Source organism: Desulfosporosinus sp. BICA1-9, from assembly GCF_000802135.1.
In genome coordinates this window covers 16188-37981 of the sequence record NZ_JUEE01000182.1, presented here as the reverse complement: position 1 = coordinate 37981, position 21794 = coordinate 16188, and the positions used below count along the sequence as shown (strand labels likewise).

Sequence of the window (21794 nt, the reverse complement as noted above, 5' to 3'; positions counted from 1 at the left end):
TTGCTGAAATCACTTAGCAGTTTGCAAAAGAGAAGTTGTTGTTTCACATAATATGCTTCATAATAGAGAGAATACACTTTATTAATTTGACCTAAAAAGGGGTCATTGATCATTTTTTAGTAGGCACCCTATTGGGATGTCTTGCTTAACAACAAGGAGTGGTAATAAATGGACATGAAGCTAAAAAAGCTTCTGGAAGAAAAGAGACCTGTTATTCTCCAAAGGTGGTTCGATGCCATCATGGCAACGTATCCCGTGGATAGCTCAGGTTTTTTAAAAAAGCAAAAGGATAGGTTCCTTAATCCAGTGGGACATACGTTCTCTCAGGGGATAAATGGTATCCTGGAAGCCCTAATCGCTGGGGAAGGATTTGCAGAGGAGTTGCCCTTTCTCGATGATATTATCAGAGTGAGGGCGATTCAGGATTTCACTCCAGCACAAGCGCTAACCTTTGTATTTTCCCTCAAAAAGGTAGTTCGTGAAGAACTGGAAAAGGAAATTAGACAGTACCAGCTATATGATGAGTTGCTGACGTTTGAATCAGAAGTAGATGAGTTAGCCCTTTATGCTGTTAATATCTATGTCAAATGCCGAGAACAGCTTTATGAACTTAAGACGGATGAACTCAAAAGGATGACGTTTTCGCTTTTGAAAAAGGCAAATCTGATGTCCGAACTCCCTGCGGAAGAATTTGAACATAAGGATCGTGACTTAATAAACATCGCAGAAACAGACGCCAACCCATCCAAAGAGTAAATAGTGAGAAGTTGAGGGACCCTGAAGATATCGGGGTCCTTTCTTTTATGATAACTTCACTAAAGTTTCGTAATTGACCGTACATAGATTTACCTTAAGGAAGACATTTCTTTTAAAAAAGTTTCCAGCTCTATGAACTAGTCATGAAATGAGCTAGAATAAGTCCTAACATTATGACATTAGGAGGTAGCAAAGATAATGTTTCAGATAACAGATGGAGAACTAAGGTATTTAAATGAGATAGCTTCAGAAATTAAATACCCGAAAGGGCAGATTATTTTTTCAACCAGCCAAAGGACCAATGAGGTTTATTATATTAAAAGTGGTTTGGTTAAAATTTACCGTACGACATCGGACGGTCGTCAGGTGTCTGTTGCAATCCGTTACCCTGGTGACTTTATTGGTCTAGCTGAAGTACTCAGTAATATCAATTTAAGAGAGTATAGTGCCGAGGCAATGGATAATGTCTCTATTTTGATTATCTGGAAGGATAGTTTTAAAAAGATGCTCGTCGAAATGCCTGAGTTTTCCGAGAAGTTAATCACACTGATGAGTGATCGGTTGAGGGAAGCGCAGAATACAATCTATGATTTTATCATGAACCCCATTCAAGGGAGGCTAGCTATTCTTCTGTTAAGTATGGCAGAACGTGCAGGGAGTAAAGGTGAAGATGGTATTATTCATGTGCGATTACGGGTTACTCAGGAGGAACTTGCCTGTGTCATAGGTTCAGCACGTCAAACAATTTCGTCTCTACTCAGCTTGCTTAAGGAAGACGGGAGCATCCAATATGAAGGACGAGAGATTGTTGGTGTGAACCCAAACAAGCTAAAAACATGGATACAGGAATAGTGAACTCGTTCAACTAAAGTTGGATACCGAAACAAAACAAGTTATGGGTTATCAGTCCCACTAATAGAAGTGGGACTGATACGATTGAATTAAATAGCACATAATTCACCTTGTAATCCAGCCGACAAAATTAGAGTCCTTTGAAAGACTTTAATTTTGTCGGCTGGATTACTTATGTCGTTAACATGACAGAAAAGTGTCTTTAGTTTGGTTTTAACCAACGATAGTTATTGTTAAAATCTTCACATAGAAAGAAAACGAAGGGCGGAGGGATGAATTAACAGGTCAATAGATGGATTAAGGTTATCGTGAGTAATACATACGAAGAAATGGAGGGGTTGTACATGTCGTCGCCTGCTTTACAAGCAAAGATACAGAGTACGGATCTTAAGGAGAAATCTATCGAAACGGACAAAAGTAAGAAGGCCTTACTAGGATTTATTTTGTCTTGGTTAGTATTTGCAGCAATCTTAACTCTGGTTCCTACTTCCGAGAGCCTTAATGAGGGTGGTCGAGCAGCCTTGGCTGTGATGGGTTGGGCTACAATTATTTGGTTGAGTGATGGATTGCCTTTAGCAGTTTCCGGCCTAATGATACCGGTCTTATTATCCCTGACCGGAGCAGCTACTAAGCTGCCCGAAGCCTTTAGTGGCTTTACCAGTAACGTTACCTTCCTTATTCTTGGCTGTTTTATTCTAGCTGCTGTTATGCAGACCACTGGCTTAGACAAGCGGATTGCACTCAGTATTGTTTCAAAAGTTAAACCTAACGTTGGAAGTGTTCTAAAAGGTATAATCGGGGCTCACCTGGTTACAGCCGTACTCGTTCCTGCCACCAATGCTAGAGGTGCACTTTTCCTACCGATTATTCAAGGTTTAAACAGTTTGTTTGAGAAAGCGGGCGAAGGTGCTAGGGCAAGAAAAGTATTTACGATGGTCGGGATCGGTTTCGCCTCACTAGCTAGCGGGACTATTCTGATGCACAGCCATATGTCAAATGTCATCATAGCCCAAACCATTAATCAGGCTGTGAAAAAAGACGTGATTACTTGGGGTACTTGGGGCTGGATGAATTGGCCATTGCTGGGTATTTTGGTAATCATGTATTACTGGGTCAATTGGATCATGAAATCTAAAAATATTGAAGTCCCTGGCGGAATCTCTGAAATCAGACGCCAAAAAGAAGCCATGGGTAAAATGAATGCTGCTGAATGGATTGTTTTAGTAACCTTTGGGATTGCAATTTCCTTGTGGGCGACCGAGCAAATTCATGGTTATAAAATGGCCTTAGTTGCTCTGGTAGCCGTGATGGTACTCTTTATTCCGGGGCTTACCAATCTCTCCTGGAAAAAGGTTCAATCCAATACAATCTTTGGGACCTGGTTGTTGCTCTGTGGTTCCCTGTCCCTAGTATCCGCCTTTGAAAAGACAGGCGTGGACAAGTGGATTGCCTCTCACCTGGTTGGTTTAGCACCAGCTTGGGGTTGGATAGGTGTTAGTATCTTCATCTGTGTGGTAGTCCAAATCAGCCGTTTAGGCATTGTGAGCAACGTTGCGGCTGTAACTCTGCTGGCTCCTATCGTAGCAGCAATGGCTCCTATGCTTGAGCTGAACACGGTTGCCTTTACGATGATGGTGTTAAATGTGGATAGTTACGCGTTTGTCTTGCCTATCTCAGTGACTGCCTGCCTAATCGCCTATGGAACTGAAGAATTCACCTTTGGTGAATTTGTTAAAGTCGGTGCTCCCTTCACCTTAATGGTGATACTCTATATGGTCTTTATCATGGTGCCCTGGTATGCATTCACAGGTTATCCCATCTGGGTGCCCACTCCATAACTTATTTAAAGGAGGAAAATTTAAATGGCAAGAGCAAGTTTACCCCAATCCGTGGAAAAAATTGAAGAGGTCCGCATTGAAACTGATATTCTAATTATCGGAGCAGGAAATGCCGGTTGTTTCGCTGCCATTGAAGCCAAGCGTCTCAACCCTGATTTGAAAGTGACTTTAATGGAGAAAGCACACATCGACCGCAGTGGATGCCTAGCTGGTGGTATGGATGCGATTAACACCTATATTAAAAAAGATCGTACCATCGAAGACTTCGTGCGTTGGAGTCGTTCTCAGGCCGGTGGGCTGATCCGCGAAGACTTGACCATTTCGATGGCAGAAGTTTTAAACAAGCCTATCGAAGAATGGGAAGAGTGGGGTATGCCCATTAAATATGAAGAAGACGGCGATGAATATAAAACTAGAGGCAAATGGGATATCACGATCAGTGGTTCTGAGATGAAAGTTATTTTGGCAGAAAAGACCCGTCAAACTGGCTGTGAAATCATAAATCGTGTAGTCGCTACCAACTACCTGATGGAGGGCAATAAAGTCATTGGCGCTATTGGTTTTGGTGTGAGAGACGGCAAGGTATACATCATACGAGCTAAGGCCACCATTATAGCTACTGGTGGCGCAGCTGGTTTGTATAAGCCCTATCAAAACGATGGTAATGACAGCCACCACCAGCTCTGGTATGCCCCCTTTAATGTAGGGACCGGTTTTGCGATTGGTATCCGTCAAGGTGCTGAAATGACCACCTTTGAAATGCGCTGGTGTGCCACCCGAACAAAAGATTTTAATGGCCCCATCGATACCATTTCAGTGGGTTATAAAACACCCATGATTAACTGCAAGGGCGAGCAAATTCTAAAAACCCGTTACGCTCACCTTGGTGGGGATGCCGCTCCCCGCTATATCCGGGCTAACGCGCCGATGGATGAGTGGCGTGAGGGTCGTGGTCCCTGCTATGTGGATACCACCCACATGACTTCAGACCAAATCCATGACATGAAATACGATTATCTAAACGAGCGTCCCAGTTATGTTTTATTTCTGGCCAGCCGAGCCCAGGATTTAAAGAAGGAACCCATCGAAATTTATGGTTCTGACCCCTACATTGTCGGAGGGCATACGGCGAGCGGTTACTGGGTTGATGTAAAAAGAGCGACTACCTTACCCGGATTATATGCCTGTGGTGATGTGGCAGGTGGCACACCCAATAAATTTGTGGGTGGTTGTGCCGCTGAGGGACTCTTGTCTGCTAGAGCTGCAGTCGACTATGTAGCTAGTGTCGAGCAGGGAAGCCTTAATGAGGAGCAAATTTCCCAAGAGAAAGATAGGATTTTTGCACCGGGTTTCCGCAATATTTCCGTGGGTGATGGTGTTAAACCTCGCGAAATGGAAGAAAGGCTCCAGCGGTTGATGGATGAATATGCCGGGGGAGTACACCAGTTTTTCAGAATGAACAAAGAAGGTCTGGAATATGCCCTACGTAACCTGAAGATTTTGAAGGATCAAGTCAAATACCTAATCGCCATCGATCTTCATGAGTTGATGGATGCTCACGAAGTCATTGACCGATTAGATGTGGCTCAAGTACTGGTGCACCACCTGATGTATCGTGAAGAAACCAGATGGGCAGGCTGGCAGACCCGGGCAGATTTCCCAGAAAAGAACGATCAAAAATTTGATTGCTTTGTAAACTCCCGTTATAATCCTGAAACTGGTGATGTAGAAATGTTTACTCGAGCCTATGAACAAATAATCTCAGGTGATCGCTTAAAAGCTTAAAGAAGAGGAGGGTGACAAGATGCCACCAATAGTATATCAAGATAAATGCCAAGGGTGCGGAAAATGTGAAGAGATATGTCCCGGAGATTTGATGGAATTAAATGAGGAAAAGAAAGCCTTTTGTCGGGCTAAGAGAGATTGTTGGGACTGCATGGCATGTGTAAAAGCTTGCCGATTCGAGGCTATTGAAACTCGTATTCCCTATCAATTGGGGTACTATCCAGCTAGACTTATTCCCAAGGTGAGAGAAAAAGAAATTGAATGGACCTGCATTGATATCAATGGCAAGGTAGATAAGTTCCTGGTCAGGACCCACAATAAATAAGGGTCACGACAGGCCTAACTTTTGAGTTTATAAATTATTCCTAAATTTAAGAATTCTTGGAAGTCAATCAAATTAGGCATTTCCTAGGATTCTTCGCTAAGACATTGAGTTCTACTTGTTTGGGATCTTGTGGAGGGAATTGAGCTAAGGGATAGGGATTGTACATTTAGATTCTAGAAAGATTAGTCAACAGAAGGTCAAATAAGTATAAGCAAGAAGTGGCTAAGGTTTTGATCTTAGCCACTTCTCGCTTAGGATATATCCAGAGTAAGATTTATGACCGAGCCAAATAGTTACTCAAATAGTTGAATGAAGTATCTGAAATGACTGCACTTCCGCCGAGCAAGTAAGTCTCGCGAATTTGACCGCTGTTGTCTGCCAAGAAGTTCAGGACACTGGCTTTGGTTAAGTGTTTGTCAACGAGGATGATGGGGCTACCAGTACGTGCGGCAAGTGCAGATCCAGCGAGTGCATCAGGGAAGTTTTCTCCAGTCGCGATCATGACAGTATTAATATCGGCGCGGAGTCCCTTTGCAATAGCAATGCTTGTTTCATATTGGTCCATTCCCCAGTAACGTACAATGCTTTTACCTTGATCATCGGGGCCCCAGTTTCTTGAGACGTGCGCGATAATATCATAGGCGACTTCCTTGTTAATGACTGCAAAACCCCCTACTATAATAGCGTCTTTAATGGCATTCTGCTGAAGGGCCTTATAGGTGGCTTCGGGTAATTGTTTACTTCTGGTTAGTAGAATGGGAATACGATTGTAAGCAGCCCAAGATGAGATGGAAAGTGCATCAGGGAAGTTGTCACCATTTGCAATAACTACTTTTTTCGGAGCGTCGGGGTTAATGGAATAGTAATAATCAGCGATTTTAGCGGCTGTTTCATACTGATCCCAGCCGGCCAGACGAGTGACATCACTGTAGTTTTGCTTGAGGGCTTCCTCGATTTGTCCAGAAACGACTGCACTTCCGCCTACAATAATAATTTTTGTAGGTTTAAGGCGTTCAATTTCCCCTTGAACAGCGGGATCTAAGGTTTTGCTATTCGTTAGCAGAATCGGAGCATCAAATTGATGAGCCAAGGTGGCCGCCGAGAGAGCATCTGGGAAATTGGAGGCAGTGGCCAAGATGACGGTCGAAGAACTAGTCGGCCAGCCTTGTTTGGAGATTTCGACAGCAGTATTTACTGCTGTATAGCCAGCCAAGCGGCTAAAATCAGGCCCATAAGCAGACCTAAGATATCGTTTTCCCATAGTGGGAATATAAGTCCCTACGTACTCTCCTCCTGTAATGGCGTCAACACTTCCATTACCCAATTGGCCAGTGGTGTTACCCCCCCAGCCCCATACATAGCCATCGGCTCGTCCGAGAGCAAAGCCATAGCCAGCTGCAATACTATTGGCCTTTGTGACATGAACTACCTTTACAGGAGCGGCAGAAATAGGCAAATCGCTAACTTTATAGCCATTGCCAAGTTGACCGCTACCGTTGGCTCCTAGGGTCCAAATAGTGCCATCCTTCTTAAGAGCCATCGACAGGTAAGCGCCGGCACTTACGGAAGTAACATCTTTCAAGGCGGGGATTTGAACGGGTGTTTCGAACCACTGCTGTTCCGTGTTTCCAAGTTGCAGGAGTTCATTGCTCCCCCATCCCCAGACAGTTCCGTCCTCTTTTAAAGCTAGGCTGTGACTAAATCCAGCCGACACACTGACAATATCAGAAATTCCATTGACCTGTGTTAGGTTCGTGAAATTTAACATGCCTTCTTCACCATCTGTTCCAAGGATCACTTTTTGCGCGCCCCAAGTCCAGACGGTACCATCGTTTTTGAGTGCTAAAGACCAGGCACTGCCAACGGCGATTTTAACGACCCCAGAAAGGTTATCAATAATCTGTGGAGCCGTGATTTTTATCGTGTCAGTATTGTTTACTTGCTTATATTCATTACCGCCCCAGGCCCATACTTGGCCGTTGGCAGCTAGAGCTAAGTTGGACTCTAACCCTGCTGCTATTCCTACAATGTTTTGCAGACTTTCAACTTTTCTAGGAAGGGTAATAGGTGAGGCTTCTTCAGCGCCGCTTTGATCGTAATCATTGTTTCCCCAAGCCCAGACTGTTCCGTCGGCTTTCAGGGCTAAAGCATGGGCACCTCCAGCGGAAACCGAAATGACGTCTGTGAGGTCTTTGACTTTGACGGGAGTGGCAACAGGATTCTCGTCGGCATTACCTTGACCTAATTGACCCTGGGAATTATCACCCCAGGACCAGACATTGCCGTCTGCGTCAACAGCCAAGCCAAAGTTTGGGCCTGCAGCCAATTGCGAGGATGCAGCACCAGGTCTAACACTTAAGGATGCCAGCACAGGTTTTGGTTCACCAGTTAAGGAACTGGGTACCAAAGAGACAAAAAGTGTGGTTAAGAAAACCAAAGATGACATCATTTTTCGTGCTGGGTTTTTTTGCATTTAAAATCTCCTTTTCCCTAAAATTATATGATTTATTTAAAAACATAACAACGACAACGACACTGAATATAACATCCTATAGACTTGACTACAATAGTAAAAGGCTGGGAATTGATATAAAATCCCTTTTTATTACAAATCTAAAGCCTTTTTATGAGACCGTATCCGAGTTAAAGTTTATTTTTGATTTTATATAATGGACCGTCAGAAAACAACCCTATGATACGTTATTAATATATAGAAGATGATTCCGTTCTTTGAGAGCCTTCTAGTGAGATTAAAAAATATTTTTTCTGGGTTTAAGTTAATTTTCTTGGTTAACGTGATTCAAGTCACATTAACCAAGAAAAGGTTTTGGTATAGTTTAAAACAAGTAAATAAAACTATTCAGTAAGAATTATAATTAAGTGTAGGCAGATGTAAAATCAATTGGAAGTGCTCTCTTTGCAATGGTGCATTTATAGTTAAATCTGAATTTGAAGGGAGGGGTCTATATCGCAGGACTAGATTTATTGCTAACATCCATTGGCTTTTCTGTTTTGGGTTATGTGTTATGTTACCTTACTCTTTCAAGTAATAATAAATTCAAGACTCAAGATGATAGCTCAGAAGAATTATTGGAAAGAGGAACTGCCAGAGCTTTCTTGAAAACAAAATGATGGGTATGGCAGGGATAGGAATGCACCATAGTAGAATGAACATAATTAACCTATAAAACAGCTGAGGATTTTTAAAATTGATCCTGAGCTGCTTTTTTTGATTCTAGTAAACGTATTGGAATCATGAGTTTATGCTGAAATTGACAGGATTAGTCCTCTTCCATTCATTTCGATAAACCAACTGAATTGTACATACACAAATCTTAGTGAAGCCCATAATCTAATCAAAGAAGTATGAAAGGATGGTTTCTATGAATACACATCAAATGCCCCCTACTAATATCATAAATACTGTTCAAGATTGTGAAGTAACGTGTGAACACATGATTACTCATCTCCTTATGCATTCCCAAGATCTTCATCTAAGGCATAGACAATTACAACTATTACGAGATTGTGCAGATATCTGTACACTGACTGCCAAATACCTTGCCCGGCGTAGCTCTTTTAGTAAGCCGATAGCAGGCCTTTGCGCGAGTATATGTGAAGCATGTGGAAATGAATGTGCAAGATTTGCCGACAAGGAATCTCAAAAATGTGCCCACATCTGTTTGCATTGTGCCATGGAATGTCGAGCGTTTGCAATGTAGAGAAGATTGGGTCATAGAATTACACACGAATACCCTGTTAAGTATCACTGTGAGAAGACTATGATACTTAACAGGGTATTCGTTATACTACTTCTGACTCCTGACTCCTGTCTCCTGAGCAGTTACCCTTCATTTATCTTTTGCAACTGCTCATTTGACGGAAGGCGCCTTATTCGTGGCTTTTTTTGCGCTTATGAACATCATAAATCGCTAATAAGTTATCCAATGCACGGGGCCCCATATTCGCACTTGCAAAATGCGTTTAGCCCAGAATAGAATTCCGGGGTAAACGCATTAGTAATAATTAAATTTGACTCTCAATGAATGACTTCAATTCGATCTTACATTCTGACCATACTAATATTACCGGGTCTACGAGCTTCTTTAACTCATTCCATTTCAAGAAAAAGGAGTATGAGTTACGATAAAAATGTCTAAACGCTAAGTATTCTACCAATTTTTCTTTCAAACCCTGTGAAATAACAGGAGCGCGATTATATGTCTCTTCGGTCATTTGTTTTAAAAGTTCGCTATGCCAGTGATGACCCGTAGGGAGTTTGCCATCAATATTTTTTCCAATCGTTTTAAATAAATTCTCTATTCCATTATAGAAGGAATGCAATACCGAACCAAGTGCAGTAAGTTCTATTAAAGTGGGTTCCTCCCCTTTACTCTTCTCAATCAGATCATTATAAGAAGCAAAGAGTTCATTGATTTGCTGTATTTCAAAATTCATTTGGGATATTGCTTTTTCAAGAGACACGGTGAAGGTCACCTTCTCTCTCAAGGTATTTTGAAAATGCATCTTCTCTATCCAAGTTAATTAAATCAACGGGTCGACTCAATGTAGTTAGTAATTGTCCTAGCAAAGCAAAATAATTTTCGGGTAAACATCCTTTTATTGCAATATCTATATCCGAATCCTCTCTGTAAGTATCCGTGATCAATGAGCCGAAGATGAATATTTCTTTGCATCCAGCATTCTTAAGTATCTCAATTGCAGAGTTTATATCTTTTTGAAATTCCTCCGGAAGCCTAGAGAGAAGTTCGCTCATATAATCAACTCCCAATATTTTACTTCAACAGTTACATTGTAACATTATCTTTAAAGCTTGTCATTAGATCGTTTTCTCTTCATGAGAAATTCACAACTTTTTCATCAGTTAATCGTATCCGAGAGTTACACTAAGGACATGGAAGTACAGCAAATAAAACAACGCAAAGCAGAAAAATGAAAATTAAGGGGAGGAACATAAAATGAAGAAACTTAGTAAAAAAATCACGGTAATCTTAGGAACCGCAACGTTGGCCGTCGGGCTCATGGCTTTACCGGCATTGGCCGGAACAGACCAGCAACAAGGTAACGGATGGTTCGGTCAAATGCAGGGATTTATGCAAAAAACCTTTTCGTCGGAGCAGCATCAAACTTTGATGAATTCGACTGCCATGCAGAATCTTCACAATTCGACGGAGATGCAGAGCGCAATGCAAACAGGGGACGTTAAGGTGATGCAAGAACTCATGAATTCAGACCCGCAAGTAAAGGCACAAATTGGGCAAGATAACCTTGATAAAATGAACCAATTCATGAGTAATTCCGGAGGGAATATGATGACCAACGGAAATGGTAGGGTGGGTTCGCGAGGTACTATGATGAACGGGAGTGAAAGGGGAGAGCTTTAAATGATGTTTGGTTTAATCCTATTAGTCATCGTAGCTTATTACTTGTTTAATTCATCAAATTCTAGCGCATCATGCTGCATGAACCATCAATCTCATACGCATACTGCACAGGATATATTGAGTGAACGCTATGCACGTGGTGAGATTGAGAGAGAGGAATACCTTGAGCGGAAACAAGAACTGTCGGGACAAAAGCAGCTAATATCCATTAAAAAGGGATAAAATAGTGGTTTCTTTATGGATGAAAGTCAATATCCAAGGTTTATTTTTATGGGAAATTACTTTGAAGGAGGAATTTACATGATGGGTGGCTGGGGTAATATGATGGGTGGTTGGGGATACGGTGGTTATGGAAGCGGCGGATATGGGATAATGGGGATAGGAATGCTTATCTTTTGGATTGGGATTATTCTACTGGGTATCTATTTATTTCGTCGCAACACCTCGAACGTTCAAGCAGGAGGGCTAGGTAAGCATAGTGGAATAGATATCCTGCGTGAACGATATGCGCGTGGCGAAATAGATTCCGCTGAGTATCAGAGCCGGAAACAGGATTTAGAGGGTAAATGAGTTAGAAAACGATAAAAGCGGCTGAGGAATAACTCCTTAGCCGTATTTTTGGTTAAAATCTTTTGGACCAAAGGAAATCCTGCTTATTGCTAAAATAAAAAAGTAGAACATATATCCAAAAATTGTGCATTGACAAATGAGAATCAATATCATACATTTAATCATGAAGATCGGGTCCGAAAGGACCCATTATTCTCACACTCTATTGATAATGAATATCAAAATCAAATTCTTGGGGAGGAGATTGACATTTGAGAAAAAAATTAGCCGTAGTGTTGTTAGGTTTAATACTTATCTTGGGTTTAGCGCCTGCGGCTATGGCAGCAGGTCAGTCCTTTAGCGGTGTGGTCGAGGAAATTGATAAACATCTGCAGGATGCTTATACCACTTATAAGCAGGGTGATATGGCCGGGGCAAAAAACCTGGTGGATGAGGCTTACTTCGGACCCTATGAAAGCGGTCAAATGGAGAAGGCAGTCCGACTGAATATCTCCGCTAAGCGTAATGCGGAAGTGGAGACGGCTTTCAAACAGCTAAAAAAGGACATGGTCAAAGGGGTGCCTGCCTCGCAAATCAAGCAGCAAATTGAACAGCTGGTTAGCGGGTTGCGGATTGACGCAAAAACCCTTGACGGGGATCTGAGTGAGAGTTCCACCGGATTCGGGGCGTTTTTAGCTTCCTTCTTAATTATCGTCAGGGAAGGGTTTGAAGCGATCCTCGTCATCGGGGCAATCATTGCCTACCTGGTTAAATCCGGATACAAAGAAAAGGTTAAAGTAATTTACCAGAGTACTGCTGCTGCGCTAGTGGCAAGCTTACTAACCGCATGGGTAATGACCAAGGTTTTTAGTATCAGTGGGGCTAGCCGGGAAGTGTTGGAGGGAGCTACCATGCTGCTGGCAGTGGTGGTGCTGTTTTCAGTCAGCTACTGGTTAGTAAGTAAGTCCGAAGCCCAACGCTGGCAGAACTACATAAATGGCAAGGTACAGGGTTCACTGAATAAGGGCAGCACGTTTGCCCTATGGAGCGCAGCCTTCCTGGCAGTATACAGGGAGGGAGCAGAAACCGTGTTGTTTTACCAAGCTATGATGAGTGGTACTACAGACTTGAGTATGGTTTTAGCCGGTTTTGGGGTAGGTATACTGGCCTTGGGCATGATCTTTGCCATCATACGTTACGCCAGTGTTAAGCTTCCCATGAAACCCTTTTTCCTTGGAACAAGCTTCCTGCTCTATTACCTGGCCTTTGTGTTCGCTGGTCAGGGAGTAGGGGAACTGCAGACTGCCGGAGTAATAAGCTCCACCAGTGTAAACATTCCTACCGTAACTTGGCTTGGGATATACCCTACCTGGGAAACCTTGGCCCCGCAACTGCTACTTTTAGCCATTGTTGTCGCCGGATTTGCATATCAAACCAAAAATAAAAAAGCAGGGCTTGGCTGAAAATGAGAAAAGGTTATCATTACGATTTGAGGAAAATGAAAGAGATTAAACAAACATTGACAAGAAGTAAATGAATATGAAAATCAATTGAAATTGGAGGAAAAAACGATGAAAAGATATAAACACTTTAGCCTTGTAGCCTTTCTAATGATAGGAGTTTTAACCCTAGCAGGTTGCGGAGCAGGAAATAAACCTGCTGCCACCTCTGAACAGAAGACTACCCAATCTGACTCAGCCCAAAAGCAGGAGGAGACCAAAGCAAGCGATGCTTCCTTCCGGGAATACCCGATTGGAGATGCACAAGAAGTGGAGGGTATGAGCATAGCTGCGGTATATCTACAGCCCGTGGAAATGGAACCTGTCCAAAAAGCAGGCCTTAAACCCACCGAATCCGATATTCACCTGGAAGCCGACATCTCTGCCTTGAAGAATAATTCCTTGGGCTTTGGAGATGGGGAGTTCGTACCCTATTTAACGGTAAAATACCAATTGAAAAACAAGGATACGGGCAAAGAACAGTCCGGTAGCTTTATGCCCATGAATGCCGGGGATGGCTCCCACTATGGCACCAACGTGAAGATGCTGGGTGCAGGTAACTATACCGTAAAGTTCATCATCGAGTCCCCGGAAAAACAGGATTTCTTAATTCATACCGATAAGGCTTCCGGGGTTCCAGGTAAATTCTGGACCAAGCCCATCGAGGTAGCTTGGGACTTCTCCTTCGTGCCCCGTAAGTGGTAATTAGGCATTGCCCGGTCGGTTATCTGACCGGGCTCTTTTCATAAATTTTATTTGGCTAGGGGTGAGAAATTTGCTAGCGATTTTGGACTATACCTTGAAGAGTAGTTTTGAAGCAGGATTATTGGTTGTTACGCTCTTACTTTATCTAACGTTGCCTGACATGAAAGACAAAATTAGATATGTTTGGAGTGGCACCGGCCTGGCCTTGGTTTTTTCCACTGTCCTTGTGTATGGAGTCGACTTTTTTGGAAATCGAGAGCTGTTTGAGTTTGCCTGGTTAAGCAGTATATTTCCGGTTCTAGCATTGTTAATCTTAACAGGTCGCTTGGCTTCAAAATCTAAGCCCGCCCGGTTTGCGGTGGGCCCTCTGGTGTTGCTAACAACTGTCCTGCTGGTTACGGTTGAGGGGATAGAGTTGGTGGGCTTTCCGATGAAAATTTTCGTGCAGGCTCGCAGTTTTATTAATACGGAATTGATTTTGAAAGTAATCGGGGCATTGTTCGGAATTTTTCTGGCAGCTCTGTTCGGCTGGACCTATTTTAAGTCAACCCGGAAAATGAACAAGCAACTGATGATCATCACTGGGACATCTCTGGTAACGATTGTCTTGGCCCGTCATCTAATCAGCCTGCTACAATTGGGGATGACCTTGGGATATATCCCGGTAACCCCGGTGCTGGTTTCTGTAGTAGCCCCAGTGATCAACACCTATTACCCGCTCTTTTTCTATGCTCTAGTGTTACTAGTTGCAATACAGGTAATACTGGCTAGACTTGGTAGTAAGAAACCTGCTCAGCAGGACTATGAAAACCCTGCTCTAAGGCGGAAGTCTCTGGCGGAATACCGGAACCAGCTGCGTTGGCTGGCAGTTTCCGGAGTACTTATTTTAATTACGGGAGCACTCTTAGGGGTGGGACACGTCTACTCTAATAAAAAGGTTAAACTTTCCCCTCCAGCCCCTGTGCAGGCGGAAAACGGGGTAATTACAATCCCGGTGACTCAGGTAAATGACAACAAGCTGCACCGCTTTAGCTATATTACACCGAATAATGTAACGATGCGCTTTATCGTTGTTGGCAAAGGGAATGGGTTGTTTGGCGTAGGATTAGATGCCTGTGATATCTGCGGGGTGGTGGGATATTACCAGCGGGGTGATAATGTGGTATGCATGAACTGTGATGTAATCATCAATAAGCAAACGATTGGCTTCCCTGGGGGCTGTAATCCTATTCCTTTCCCAAATAAGGTGGAAAGTGGCAGTATTCTCATAAATACTGCTGATTTGCTCCAAAAAGAAAAAGTTTTTCAAGAATAGAGGTGACACCATGTTCTGGCGTATGTTGAAAAAGTCGTTCTCCAAAGGTCTAAAGGGCAAACTCTTGGCAGTAGTAACCATCGCCTTTGGTGCATCATTAGCTAGTTCCATGCTCAATATCTCCCTGGATATCGGGGATAAGGTAAACCGGGAGCTTAAAACCTACGGAGCAAATATCTTGGTAGAACCCAGGGTAGAAACCGTTCCGGTTAATATCGGCGGGATAGAATACAATCCCTTGCAGGGGCAGTCTTTTCTTGAAGATGCAAGTTTAAGTAGTTTAAAAACAATTTTTTGGGCCAATAATATTCTTTCCTTTACACCGTACCTAGAACAGCCAGCAGTAACCGGGAAGCAAGACACCGTTCTGGTGGGTACCTGGTTTAACAAAGAAATTACGACTCCCGCAGGGGAAAAGGTAGTTACGGGTGCCGTCAGCCTCAAAGCATGGTGGAAGGTTAATGGCCAGTGGGCAGATGACAGCTCGGAAAACCAGGCCATGGTAGGGACGGAATTGGCTCAAAAGGCCGGGATTAAACAGGGAGACAACCTAAAGGTTCTGGTAAACACTCCGTCTGGAGGCAAGGAACAAGTCCTTAAAGTAACAGGGGTTTTTGACAGTGGGAGCGGTGATGACCGGAAGGTATTTGTGCCTTTAGCCCTCATACAGAAACTACAGGGAACCTCGGGTAAGGTCAGTAAGGTGGAGGTAAGCGCTCTCACCACTCCGGAAAACGAACTGGCCCGCCGGGCAGCAAAAGATCTTCAGTCTTTGACCAGCGAAGAGTATGAAAGATGGTATTGTACAGCCTATGTTGGCGCCATCACCTATCAGATCGAAGAAATTCTGCCTGGGGTAAGGGCCAATGCTATCCGACAGGTTGCTGAGTCGGAAGGATTGATCTTAGGAAAGATTCAGCTGCTCATGTTGCTCTTAACGGCAGCGGCTCTGCTCAGCGCCGCCCTGGGGATATCAAGCCTCATGACCACTAAGGTCTTGGAGCGCAGCAAGGAAATCGGCTTACTTAAGGCTCTGGGAGCGGAGGGTTGGCAGGTTATCGCCCTGTTTGTAGCGGAGTCAGTCATCAGCGGAATCCTCGGAGGGGTACTGGGCTACCTGATGGGTTTGGGTTTCGCCCAGGTTATAGGTCAAGCGGTATTTGGTTCCGGATTGTCGATAAAAATAATGGTTCTTCCTATTGTTCTAACCTTATCTGTGGGAGTTGCCCTCTTGGGCAGCTTATCCGCGATTCGCATGCTGGTAAACCTGCGCCCCGCAGAAGTACTGCATGGCAGGTAATGGGGGTTAAAAAATGACGAAACAGGCTATGTATTTACGAATGGTTACCGCAGCCCTGAAAAACCGAAAATCCCGTGTAGCGATTGCCCTGCTGGCCCTAGTACTGGGCATCGGGGTGATTTCTGGATTATTAAGTGTTTATAATGATATCACCCTGAAAATGAGCAAAGAACTGCGCAGTTACGGTGCCAATCTGGTGCTGGTGCCTGCCCAGCAGCAAGAAGGCAGCACACTAGAGTTAGCAAAACTAAACCAAGTACTGGAGCAGGTGCCCCAAGAAAAAACAATTGGTTATTCTCCCTACCTATATGGGATCGTCACAGGTAACAAGCAACGATTCGTGGCGGTTGGAGTAGACTTTTCTGGGATCCAAAAGGTTAGTCCTTACTGGAGTTTAGATGGAGCTTGGCCCAGGGAAAATAACCAGATTGTGGTAGGTTCCGCTCTGGCGGAACAGTTAGAATTAAACGTCGGGCAGAAACTGAGCATAACCGCGGAGGAAACAGGAAAAACTGAGAGCTTACAAGTAGTGGGCATGGTTTCCACCGGCAGTACGGAAGATTATCAGGTGTTTCTGGAATTAGAAAAAGCCCAAGGACTTCTGGGCAAAGAAGGGCAAATTCATACTGCCTATCTAAGCGTCATGGGAAATTCTGCAGAGTTGATCACCTTGGCAGAAACGATTAGCCAGTCTGAGCCGGGCATTAAAGCAAACCCTATCCAGCAAATTGCCCGTTCAGAGGGCGTTATCCTTGAGAAAATTAGAACCCTGGTTTACCTAGTAGTCATCGTAATCCTAGCTTCAACCTTGCTCTGTGTCTCCACAACCATGATGGCAATGGTCATGGAAAGGCGAAGGGAAATCGGCCTGCGCAAGGCCCTAGGCGCGACCAACCGAGCCATCGCCGGTGAGTTTTTAGGGGAAAGCGCTCTCCTAGGTATGACTGGCGGGGTGCTGGGTTCCCTGGTGGGATGGGGGATTGCCCAGGTTATCGGGCTGAGTGTATTTAAAGCCTATATTACGTTTAGGCCCTCAGTGCTTATAGCGGTAATCATCTTATCTGTTCTGGTAGCCTGGGTTGCAGTGATCATGCCCGTACGGACAGCGGCCAACATTGAACCAGCCTTGGTACTTAAAGGGGAGTAGAAAGGAGAAACGTATGAACATCTTGGAATTAAAGAATGTCACTAAATCCTACGGCAATGTCCACGCCTTAAAGGATTTTAATCTAAGCGTCGCCCCAGGGGAATGGGTTTCCATCATGGGTCCCTCCGGTTCCGGAAAAAGTACCATGCTTAATATTATTGGGTGTATGGATAAACCAACCAGTGGCTCTGTTTCAATCGATGGAATTGAGGTAACTGCCCGGTCAAACAAAGAATTAACCGAGGTTCGCAGGGAAAAAATAGGTTTGGTATTCCAGCAGTTTCACCTTATTCCTCATCTTACCGCCCTGGAAAATGTAATGGTAGCCCAGTATTACCATAGTCTCACCGACGAACAGGAAGCCCTCAAAGCCCTGGAGCGGGTAGGCTTGGCTCAACGTGCCAAACACCTGCCTAGCCAACTTTCCGGTGGAGAACAACAGAGGGTGTGCATTGCCCGGGCGCTCATTAACTATCCTGCGTTAATTTTAGCGGATGAACCGACAGGAAATTTGGATGAAGACAATGAAAAATTAGTGATTGAGCTATTCCAGGAACTTCACAGGGAAGGGCACACAATTGTCATGGTTACCCATGACAATGAAATAGGCGAACTGGCGCAGCGGAGAGTAAGACTAGAACATGGAAGGTTGACACAGATCGCATGAAAAAACGCGGACTTCTTTTAATCCTGGCGGTTTTCTTAACAGTAATTCTGGTGGGGTGTGGCGGAACCAAAGAACCAGCACCAAAAGTTGCTAAAAGTCCTGCCATTCCTCATGAGGTTACCCAAGACATGGACTGTAAGTCCTGCCATGCAAGCGGGGCTAATGGTGCAAAGATAACAAAACATTTAGATCGGCCTAACTGTACCAGTTGTCATAAAGTCAAGGAGTAATCTAAGATTTATTGACCTTCCGCCATAATGCCACTCAGGTTCGTATAGAAGCACATAGTAAGTCTTAGTGCTTTGAATATTCTGCGTGAACGCTGTCCACGAGGCGAGATATGGAAGGGGAGTCACGAACTATTTGAAGAAGGGATCCTGATCATTCAGGGTCCCTTCTTCATAAGAAATTCACAACTTTTTCATGAGTTAATCGTATCCGAGGGTTACACTAAGGACATGGAACAACAGCAAATCAGACGAACAAAAGCAGTAAATTAATAATTAATTGGGAGGAATATACAAAATGAAAAAAATTAGTAAGAAAATTACCGCAGTGCTAGGAACCGCAACATTAGCCCTAGGGCTCATGGCTTTGCCGGCTTTAGCCGAAACGTCCCTGCAACAAGGGAGCGGATGGTTTGGGCAAATGCAAGGATTCATGCAGCAAACGTTTTCACCAGAGCAACACCAAGAGTTTATGAATTCGGACGAAATGCAAAATCTCCATAATTCAGCGGGGATGCAGAATGCAATGCAAACAGGGGATGTTGAAAAAATGCAAGAGCTTATGAATTCAGATCAGGCGGTTAAAGCTCAAATGGGGCAAGAAAACCTTGATAGAATGAACGAATTCATGAGTAATTCTGGAGGGAGTATGATGACCAACGGAAACACAATGGCATCTCAAACCTATTAATTAAAAGGGGAGATTTTATATGATGTTTGGTCTAATCCTATTAGTCATCGTAGCTTTTTACTTGTTTAATTCATCAAATTTTGAAGAATCACGCTGCATGAACCATCAATCTCATACGCACACTGTACAAGATATATTGAATGAACGCTATGCACGGGGTGAGATTGATAGAGAGGATTACCTTGAGAGGAAACAAGAACTGTTGGGCCAAAAGCAGCGAATATCCATTAAAAAGGGATAACAAAGGTTTACTTTATGGAAGTCAGCATCTAGGCTGTATTTACAGAAAATTAGTTTAAAGGAGGAATTTATATGATGGGTGGCTGGGGTAATATGATGGGTGGTTGGGGATATGGTGGATATGGTGGATATGGTGGTTATGGAAGCGGTGGATATGGGTTGATGGGGATAGGAATGCTCATCTTCTGGATTGGGATTATTTTACTTGGTATCTATCTATTTCGTCGTAATAACTCGCGCATTAATACAGGAGGGCTAGGTAAGCAGAGTGGAATGGACATTCTGAGTGAACGATATGCGCGTGGTGAGATAGATTCGGTGGAGTATCAAAGCCGGAAAAAGGATATTGAGGGTAAATGAGTAGTAGCCCAAAAGGTGGCTGAGGATTAAATCCTTAGCCACTTTTATGTTACTCCTGCTAACGGCATATTCGGATCTTGAATTTTTGGATGAGTATGTTGTGGCACAAGGAATTTTTGTATAAAGAGTGTACTTGACAAAAGGGACATGGAAACCTACAATTAATTTATACTAATCCGGTATAAATACTATGAATTAAAAAGAGGGGGAACAAGATTTGCTGCAAACGTTATTTAGCATCGGGGGATTTTCTCTAAGATCTTACGGTTTAGTGGTAGCCATTGCCATATTAATTGGTTTAGCGGTAGCTTATCATTTAGCCTCTTCTGAGAAGGAATACCGCCAGCATCTTTTAGACTTGGTTCTCTTTGCTGTGATTGGAGCCATTATTGGAGCACGTGTTTGGCAGGTCTTTTTCTACGAGTGGGACTATTATTCCCTCCATCTTGCCGAAAGCTTTATGATATGGCACGGCGGTATGGCTATTCAAGGAGGTCTGGTTGGGGCTTTTATTGTAGGATGGATCTATACTCGTAAGCATCAGCTTGATTTTTGGAGAATGGCTGATATTGCCGCTCCTGGGATTATCTTAGGGCAGGGGATCGGAAGAATTGCTTGCTTTCTTAATGGGGATGCCTATGGTAGCCCGACTAATCAAGGTTTTGGTTTGGTTTATCCCTCGGGAACTCCAGCATATGATGCCTATGGCAGCCAACCTTTATGGCCGGCAGAAGTATGGGAAGGGCAATGGGACATGGTTGTTTTTGCGCTGATCATAATCCTTTCGCGTTGGCGCAAATTGCCGAGGGGCATCCTCTTTTTAACCTATATTGTACTCTATTCACTAGGGCGGTTCGGATTAGAATTTTTACGAGGGGATGGTGCACGCTATCTATTCAATTGGACTTCGGGACAGTGGAGTAGTGTGGGTATGATTGTTATTGTCCTTATTTCTGCCGCTGTTCTGACTTTGCCAAGGAGTATTGCGAGAAAGTGAACTGGCTTAGCTAAAGGGTATCTAAAAGTCCTGCCATTCCTCATGAGGTTACCCAAGACATGGACTATAAGTCCTGTCATGAAAGCGGGGCTAACGGTGCAAAGATAACAAAGCATCTAGATCGCCCTAACTGTACCAGTTGTCATAAAACCAAGCTGTAAGTTAAGCCTAATAGACCTTCCACCTAAGTGGGATAGAGCAAATATTGGTTACGGCCCTATCACTGATCGTGATAGGGCTATACACGTTTATTGGACTTATGCTATATTAAATGAGATATCTTTTTTAAGGGGCTACTTAATCAACACGAATAAAGGTTGATTCTAATTAAAATAAGGCGGATGAAATATGGCTTTAGGAACAATGATCCGGGATTTTCGCAAACAAAGAGGGTTCACACTTCAAGTGCTTTCAGATCAGTTGGGAGTCTCTTGTTCGTTTTTGAGTGCAGTTGAGCGAGGGGTAAAGAAGCCATCGGTAGCAATGGTGAAGAAACTTTCCGACGTCTTAAATATTTCTCCCACCTATCTATTTGAGATTGGTACGGAAAAGGTATGCGGCGAAAAAATAAGCTTTATTCGCAGGGGACGAAGCTTAACGATTGAAGAACTCAGTGAACTATCGGGAATTTCGCCAGAACGCATTCAGGCCTATGAAGAGGGGACAGAGGAACCTGACTTAGAGACGTTAGACCGTTTGGGTGAGGCTTTGAGTGTCACAGTGCGATATTTTTTGGAGAAATCGGCAGATGCGCTTTCGATGGGGGAACGTGTACGTCGTGAACGGGAAAAACAAGGGCTTACTGGAGTTGCTTTGGCAGATCGGGCAGAAATAACTCCTGCAATGGTTAGTCAGATTGAGAATAATCAGGCTGAGCCATCTTTAGATACATTAGAAAATGTAGCTAAGGCTTTGGGAGTATCGGTTTGTTATTTTCTCTTAGAACAAGAAGATGTAGATAACCTAGTCGCCTCGTTAAATACTGATGTCTTGTCTCTCTTGGGAGATCCAAGGGTACAATCAGTCCTCCGGGCAGTTAGGGATTTGGGAGCGGGAGATTTAAAATTTATTCTTAATTATATTCAGTTCTATAAACGGAATCGATCACTTTTGGATTAAGCACTTCCTCTAATCCG

The 21794-nt window shown here is 43.6% G+C and carries 23 protein-coding genes; 20 read left to right on the top strand and 3 right to left on the bottom strand.

The window, feature by feature from the left end; all coding sequences use genetic code 11:
- Nucleotides 1-168 precede the first annotated feature (168 nt).
- From JL57_RS22980 to JL57_RS22960, 5 genes are all read left to right on the top strand, one after another.
- Nucleotides 169-756, top strand: coding sequence for an RsbRD N-terminal domain-containing protein (locus JL57_RS22980; protein WP_034144259.1), 588 nt, complete (start codon nucleotides 169-171; stop codon nucleotides 754-756).
- Between the two features lie 198 nt (nucleotides 757-954).
- Nucleotides 955-1608, top strand: coding sequence for a Crp/Fnr family transcriptional regulator (locus JL57_RS22975; RefSeq protein ID WP_034144258.1), 654 nt, complete (start codon nucleotides 955-957; stop codon nucleotides 1606-1608).
- 344 nt (nucleotides 1609-1952) lie between these two features.
- The gene (locus JL57_RS22970) at nucleotides 1953-3446 is read left to right on the top strand and encodes a DASS family sodium-coupled anion symporter (protein WP_034144257.1); all 1494 of its coding nucleotides are present in this window, start codon (nucleotides 1953-1955) and stop codon (nucleotides 3444-3446) included.
- 24 nt (nucleotides 3447-3470) lie between these two features.
- A complete protein-coding gene (locus tag JL57_RS22965) occupies nucleotides 3471-5231 on the top strand; it encodes an adenylyl-sulfate reductase subunit alpha (RefSeq protein WP_034144256.1) in 1761 nt (586 codons plus the stop codon).
- A 19-nt stretch (nucleotides 5232-5250) separates the two neighbouring features.
- Nucleotides 5251-5556, top strand: coding sequence for a 4Fe-4S binding protein (locus JL57_RS22960; RefSeq protein ID WP_034144255.1), 306 nt, complete (start codon nucleotides 5251-5253; stop codon nucleotides 5554-5556).
- Between the two features lie 274 nt (nucleotides 5557-5830).
- Here the strand turns inward: JL57_RS22960 and JL57_RS22955 are convergent, their stop codons facing one another.
- The 3 genes from JL57_RS22955 to JL57_RS22945 all read right to left on the bottom strand — a co-directional run bounded on the left by JL57_RS22955 (nucleotide 5831) and on the right by JL57_RS22945 (nucleotide 10333).
- Entirely contained in the window at nucleotides 5831-8029 is a 2199-nt protein-coding gene (locus JL57_RS22955) for a cell wall-binding repeat-containing protein (protein ID WP_034144254.1), read from the bottom strand.
- A 1553-nt stretch (nucleotides 8030-9582) separates the two neighbouring features.
- Entirely contained in the window at nucleotides 9583-10041 is a 459-nt protein-coding gene (locus JL57_RS22950; RefSeq protein WP_291300457.1) for a hypothetical protein, read from the bottom strand.
- Nucleotides 10031-10333, bottom strand: coding sequence for a nucleotidyltransferase family protein (locus JL57_RS22945; RefSeq protein ID WP_034144253.1), 303 nt, complete (start codon nucleotides 10331-10333; stop codon nucleotides 10031-10033). Before JL57_RS22945 ends, JL57_RS22950 begins: the two co-directional genes overlap by 11 nt.
- 202 nt (nucleotides 10334-10535) lie before the next feature.
- On the opposite strand from JL57_RS22945, the gene JL57_RS22940 reads away from it, so the two are divergent.
- The 15 genes from JL57_RS22940 (at nucleotide 10536) to JL57_RS22870 (ending at nucleotide 21777) form a co-directional block, all read left to right on the top strand.
- Complete coding sequence (locus tag JL57_RS22940) at nucleotides 10536-10961, top strand: hypothetical protein (protein WP_034144252.1); 426 nt, start codon at nucleotides 10536-10538, stop codon at nucleotides 10959-10961.
- Complete coding sequence (locus JL57_RS22935; protein WP_034144251.1) at nucleotides 10962-11183, top strand: SHOCT domain-containing protein; 222 nt, start codon at nucleotides 10962-10964, stop codon at nucleotides 11181-11183. It abuts the gene before it with no gap.
- A 78-nt stretch (nucleotides 11184-11261) separates the two neighbouring features.
- Nucleotides 11262-11531, top strand: coding sequence for an SHOCT domain-containing protein (locus JL57_RS22930; RefSeq protein WP_034144250.1), 270 nt, complete (start codon nucleotides 11262-11264; stop codon nucleotides 11529-11531).
- 251 nt (nucleotides 11532-11782) lie between these two features.
- Complete coding sequence (locus JL57_RS22925; RefSeq protein ID WP_034144249.1) at nucleotides 11783-12973, top strand: FTR1 family protein; 1191 nt, start codon at nucleotides 11783-11785, stop codon at nucleotides 12971-12973.
- Nucleotides 12974-13081: 108 nt separating this feature from the next.
- On the top strand, nucleotides 13082-13714 hold the full coding sequence (locus JL57_RS22920; RefSeq protein ID WP_034144248.1) for an iron transporter: 633 nt from the start codon (nucleotides 13082-13084) through the stop codon (nucleotides 13712-13714).
- A gap of 70 nt (nucleotides 13715-13784) precedes the next feature.
- Complete coding sequence (locus JL57_RS22915) at nucleotides 13785-15029, top strand: Fe-S-containing protein (RefSeq protein ID WP_034144247.1); 1245 nt, start codon at nucleotides 13785-13787, stop codon at nucleotides 15027-15029.
- A gap of 10 nt (nucleotides 15030-15039) precedes the next feature.
- A complete protein-coding gene (locus tag JL57_RS22910) occupies nucleotides 15040-16329 on the top strand; it encodes an ABC transporter permease (RefSeq protein ID WP_034144246.1) in 1290 nt (429 codons plus the stop codon).
- A 13-nt stretch (nucleotides 16330-16342) separates the two neighbouring features.
- Complete coding sequence (locus JL57_RS22905; RefSeq protein WP_034144245.1) at nucleotides 16343-17476, top strand: FtsX-like permease family protein; 1134 nt, start codon at nucleotides 16343-16345, stop codon at nucleotides 17474-17476.
- Between the two features lie 13 nt (nucleotides 17477-17489).
- Nucleotides 17490-18143, top strand: coding sequence for an ABC transporter ATP-binding protein (locus JL57_RS22900; protein WP_034144244.1), 654 nt, complete (start codon nucleotides 17490-17492; stop codon nucleotides 18141-18143).
- Nucleotides 18140-18373 (top strand): hypothetical protein, encoded by a 234-nt coding sequence (locus tag JL57_RS22895; protein WP_034144243.1) that lies wholly within the window; start codon nucleotides 18140-18142, stop codon nucleotides 18371-18373. The genes JL57_RS22900 and JL57_RS22895 overlap by 4 nt, the downstream gene beginning before the upstream one ends.
- A gap of 295 nt (nucleotides 18374-18668) precedes the next feature.
- Nucleotides 18669-19061, top strand: a complete 393-nt coding sequence (locus tag JL57_RS22890) for a hypothetical protein (protein WP_034144242.1) — start codon at nucleotides 18669-18671, stop codon at nucleotides 19059-19061.
- Nucleotides 19062-19080: 19 nt separating this feature from the next.
- A complete protein-coding gene (locus JL57_RS22885; RefSeq protein WP_034144241.1) occupies nucleotides 19081-19302 on the top strand; it encodes an SHOCT domain-containing protein in 222 nt (73 codons plus the stop codon).
- Nucleotides 19303-19373: 71 nt separating this feature from the next.
- Nucleotides 19374-19661, top strand: coding sequence for an SHOCT domain-containing protein (locus tag JL57_RS22880; RefSeq protein WP_034144240.1), 288 nt, complete (start codon nucleotides 19374-19376; stop codon nucleotides 19659-19661).
- A gap of 217 nt (nucleotides 19662-19878) precedes the next feature.
- Nucleotides 19879-20658: a prolipoprotein diacylglyceryl transferase gene (lgt, locus tag JL57_RS22875; protein ID WP_034144239.1), complete on the top strand. Its 780-nt coding sequence runs from the start codon at nucleotides 19879-19881 to the stop codon at nucleotides 20656-20658.
- Nucleotides 20659-21006: 348 nt separating this feature from the next.
- Nucleotides 21007-21777, top strand: coding sequence for a helix-turn-helix domain-containing protein (locus tag JL57_RS22870; RefSeq protein WP_034144238.1), 771 nt, complete (start codon nucleotides 21007-21009; stop codon nucleotides 21775-21777).
- Nucleotides 21778-21794 lie beyond the last annotated feature (17 nt).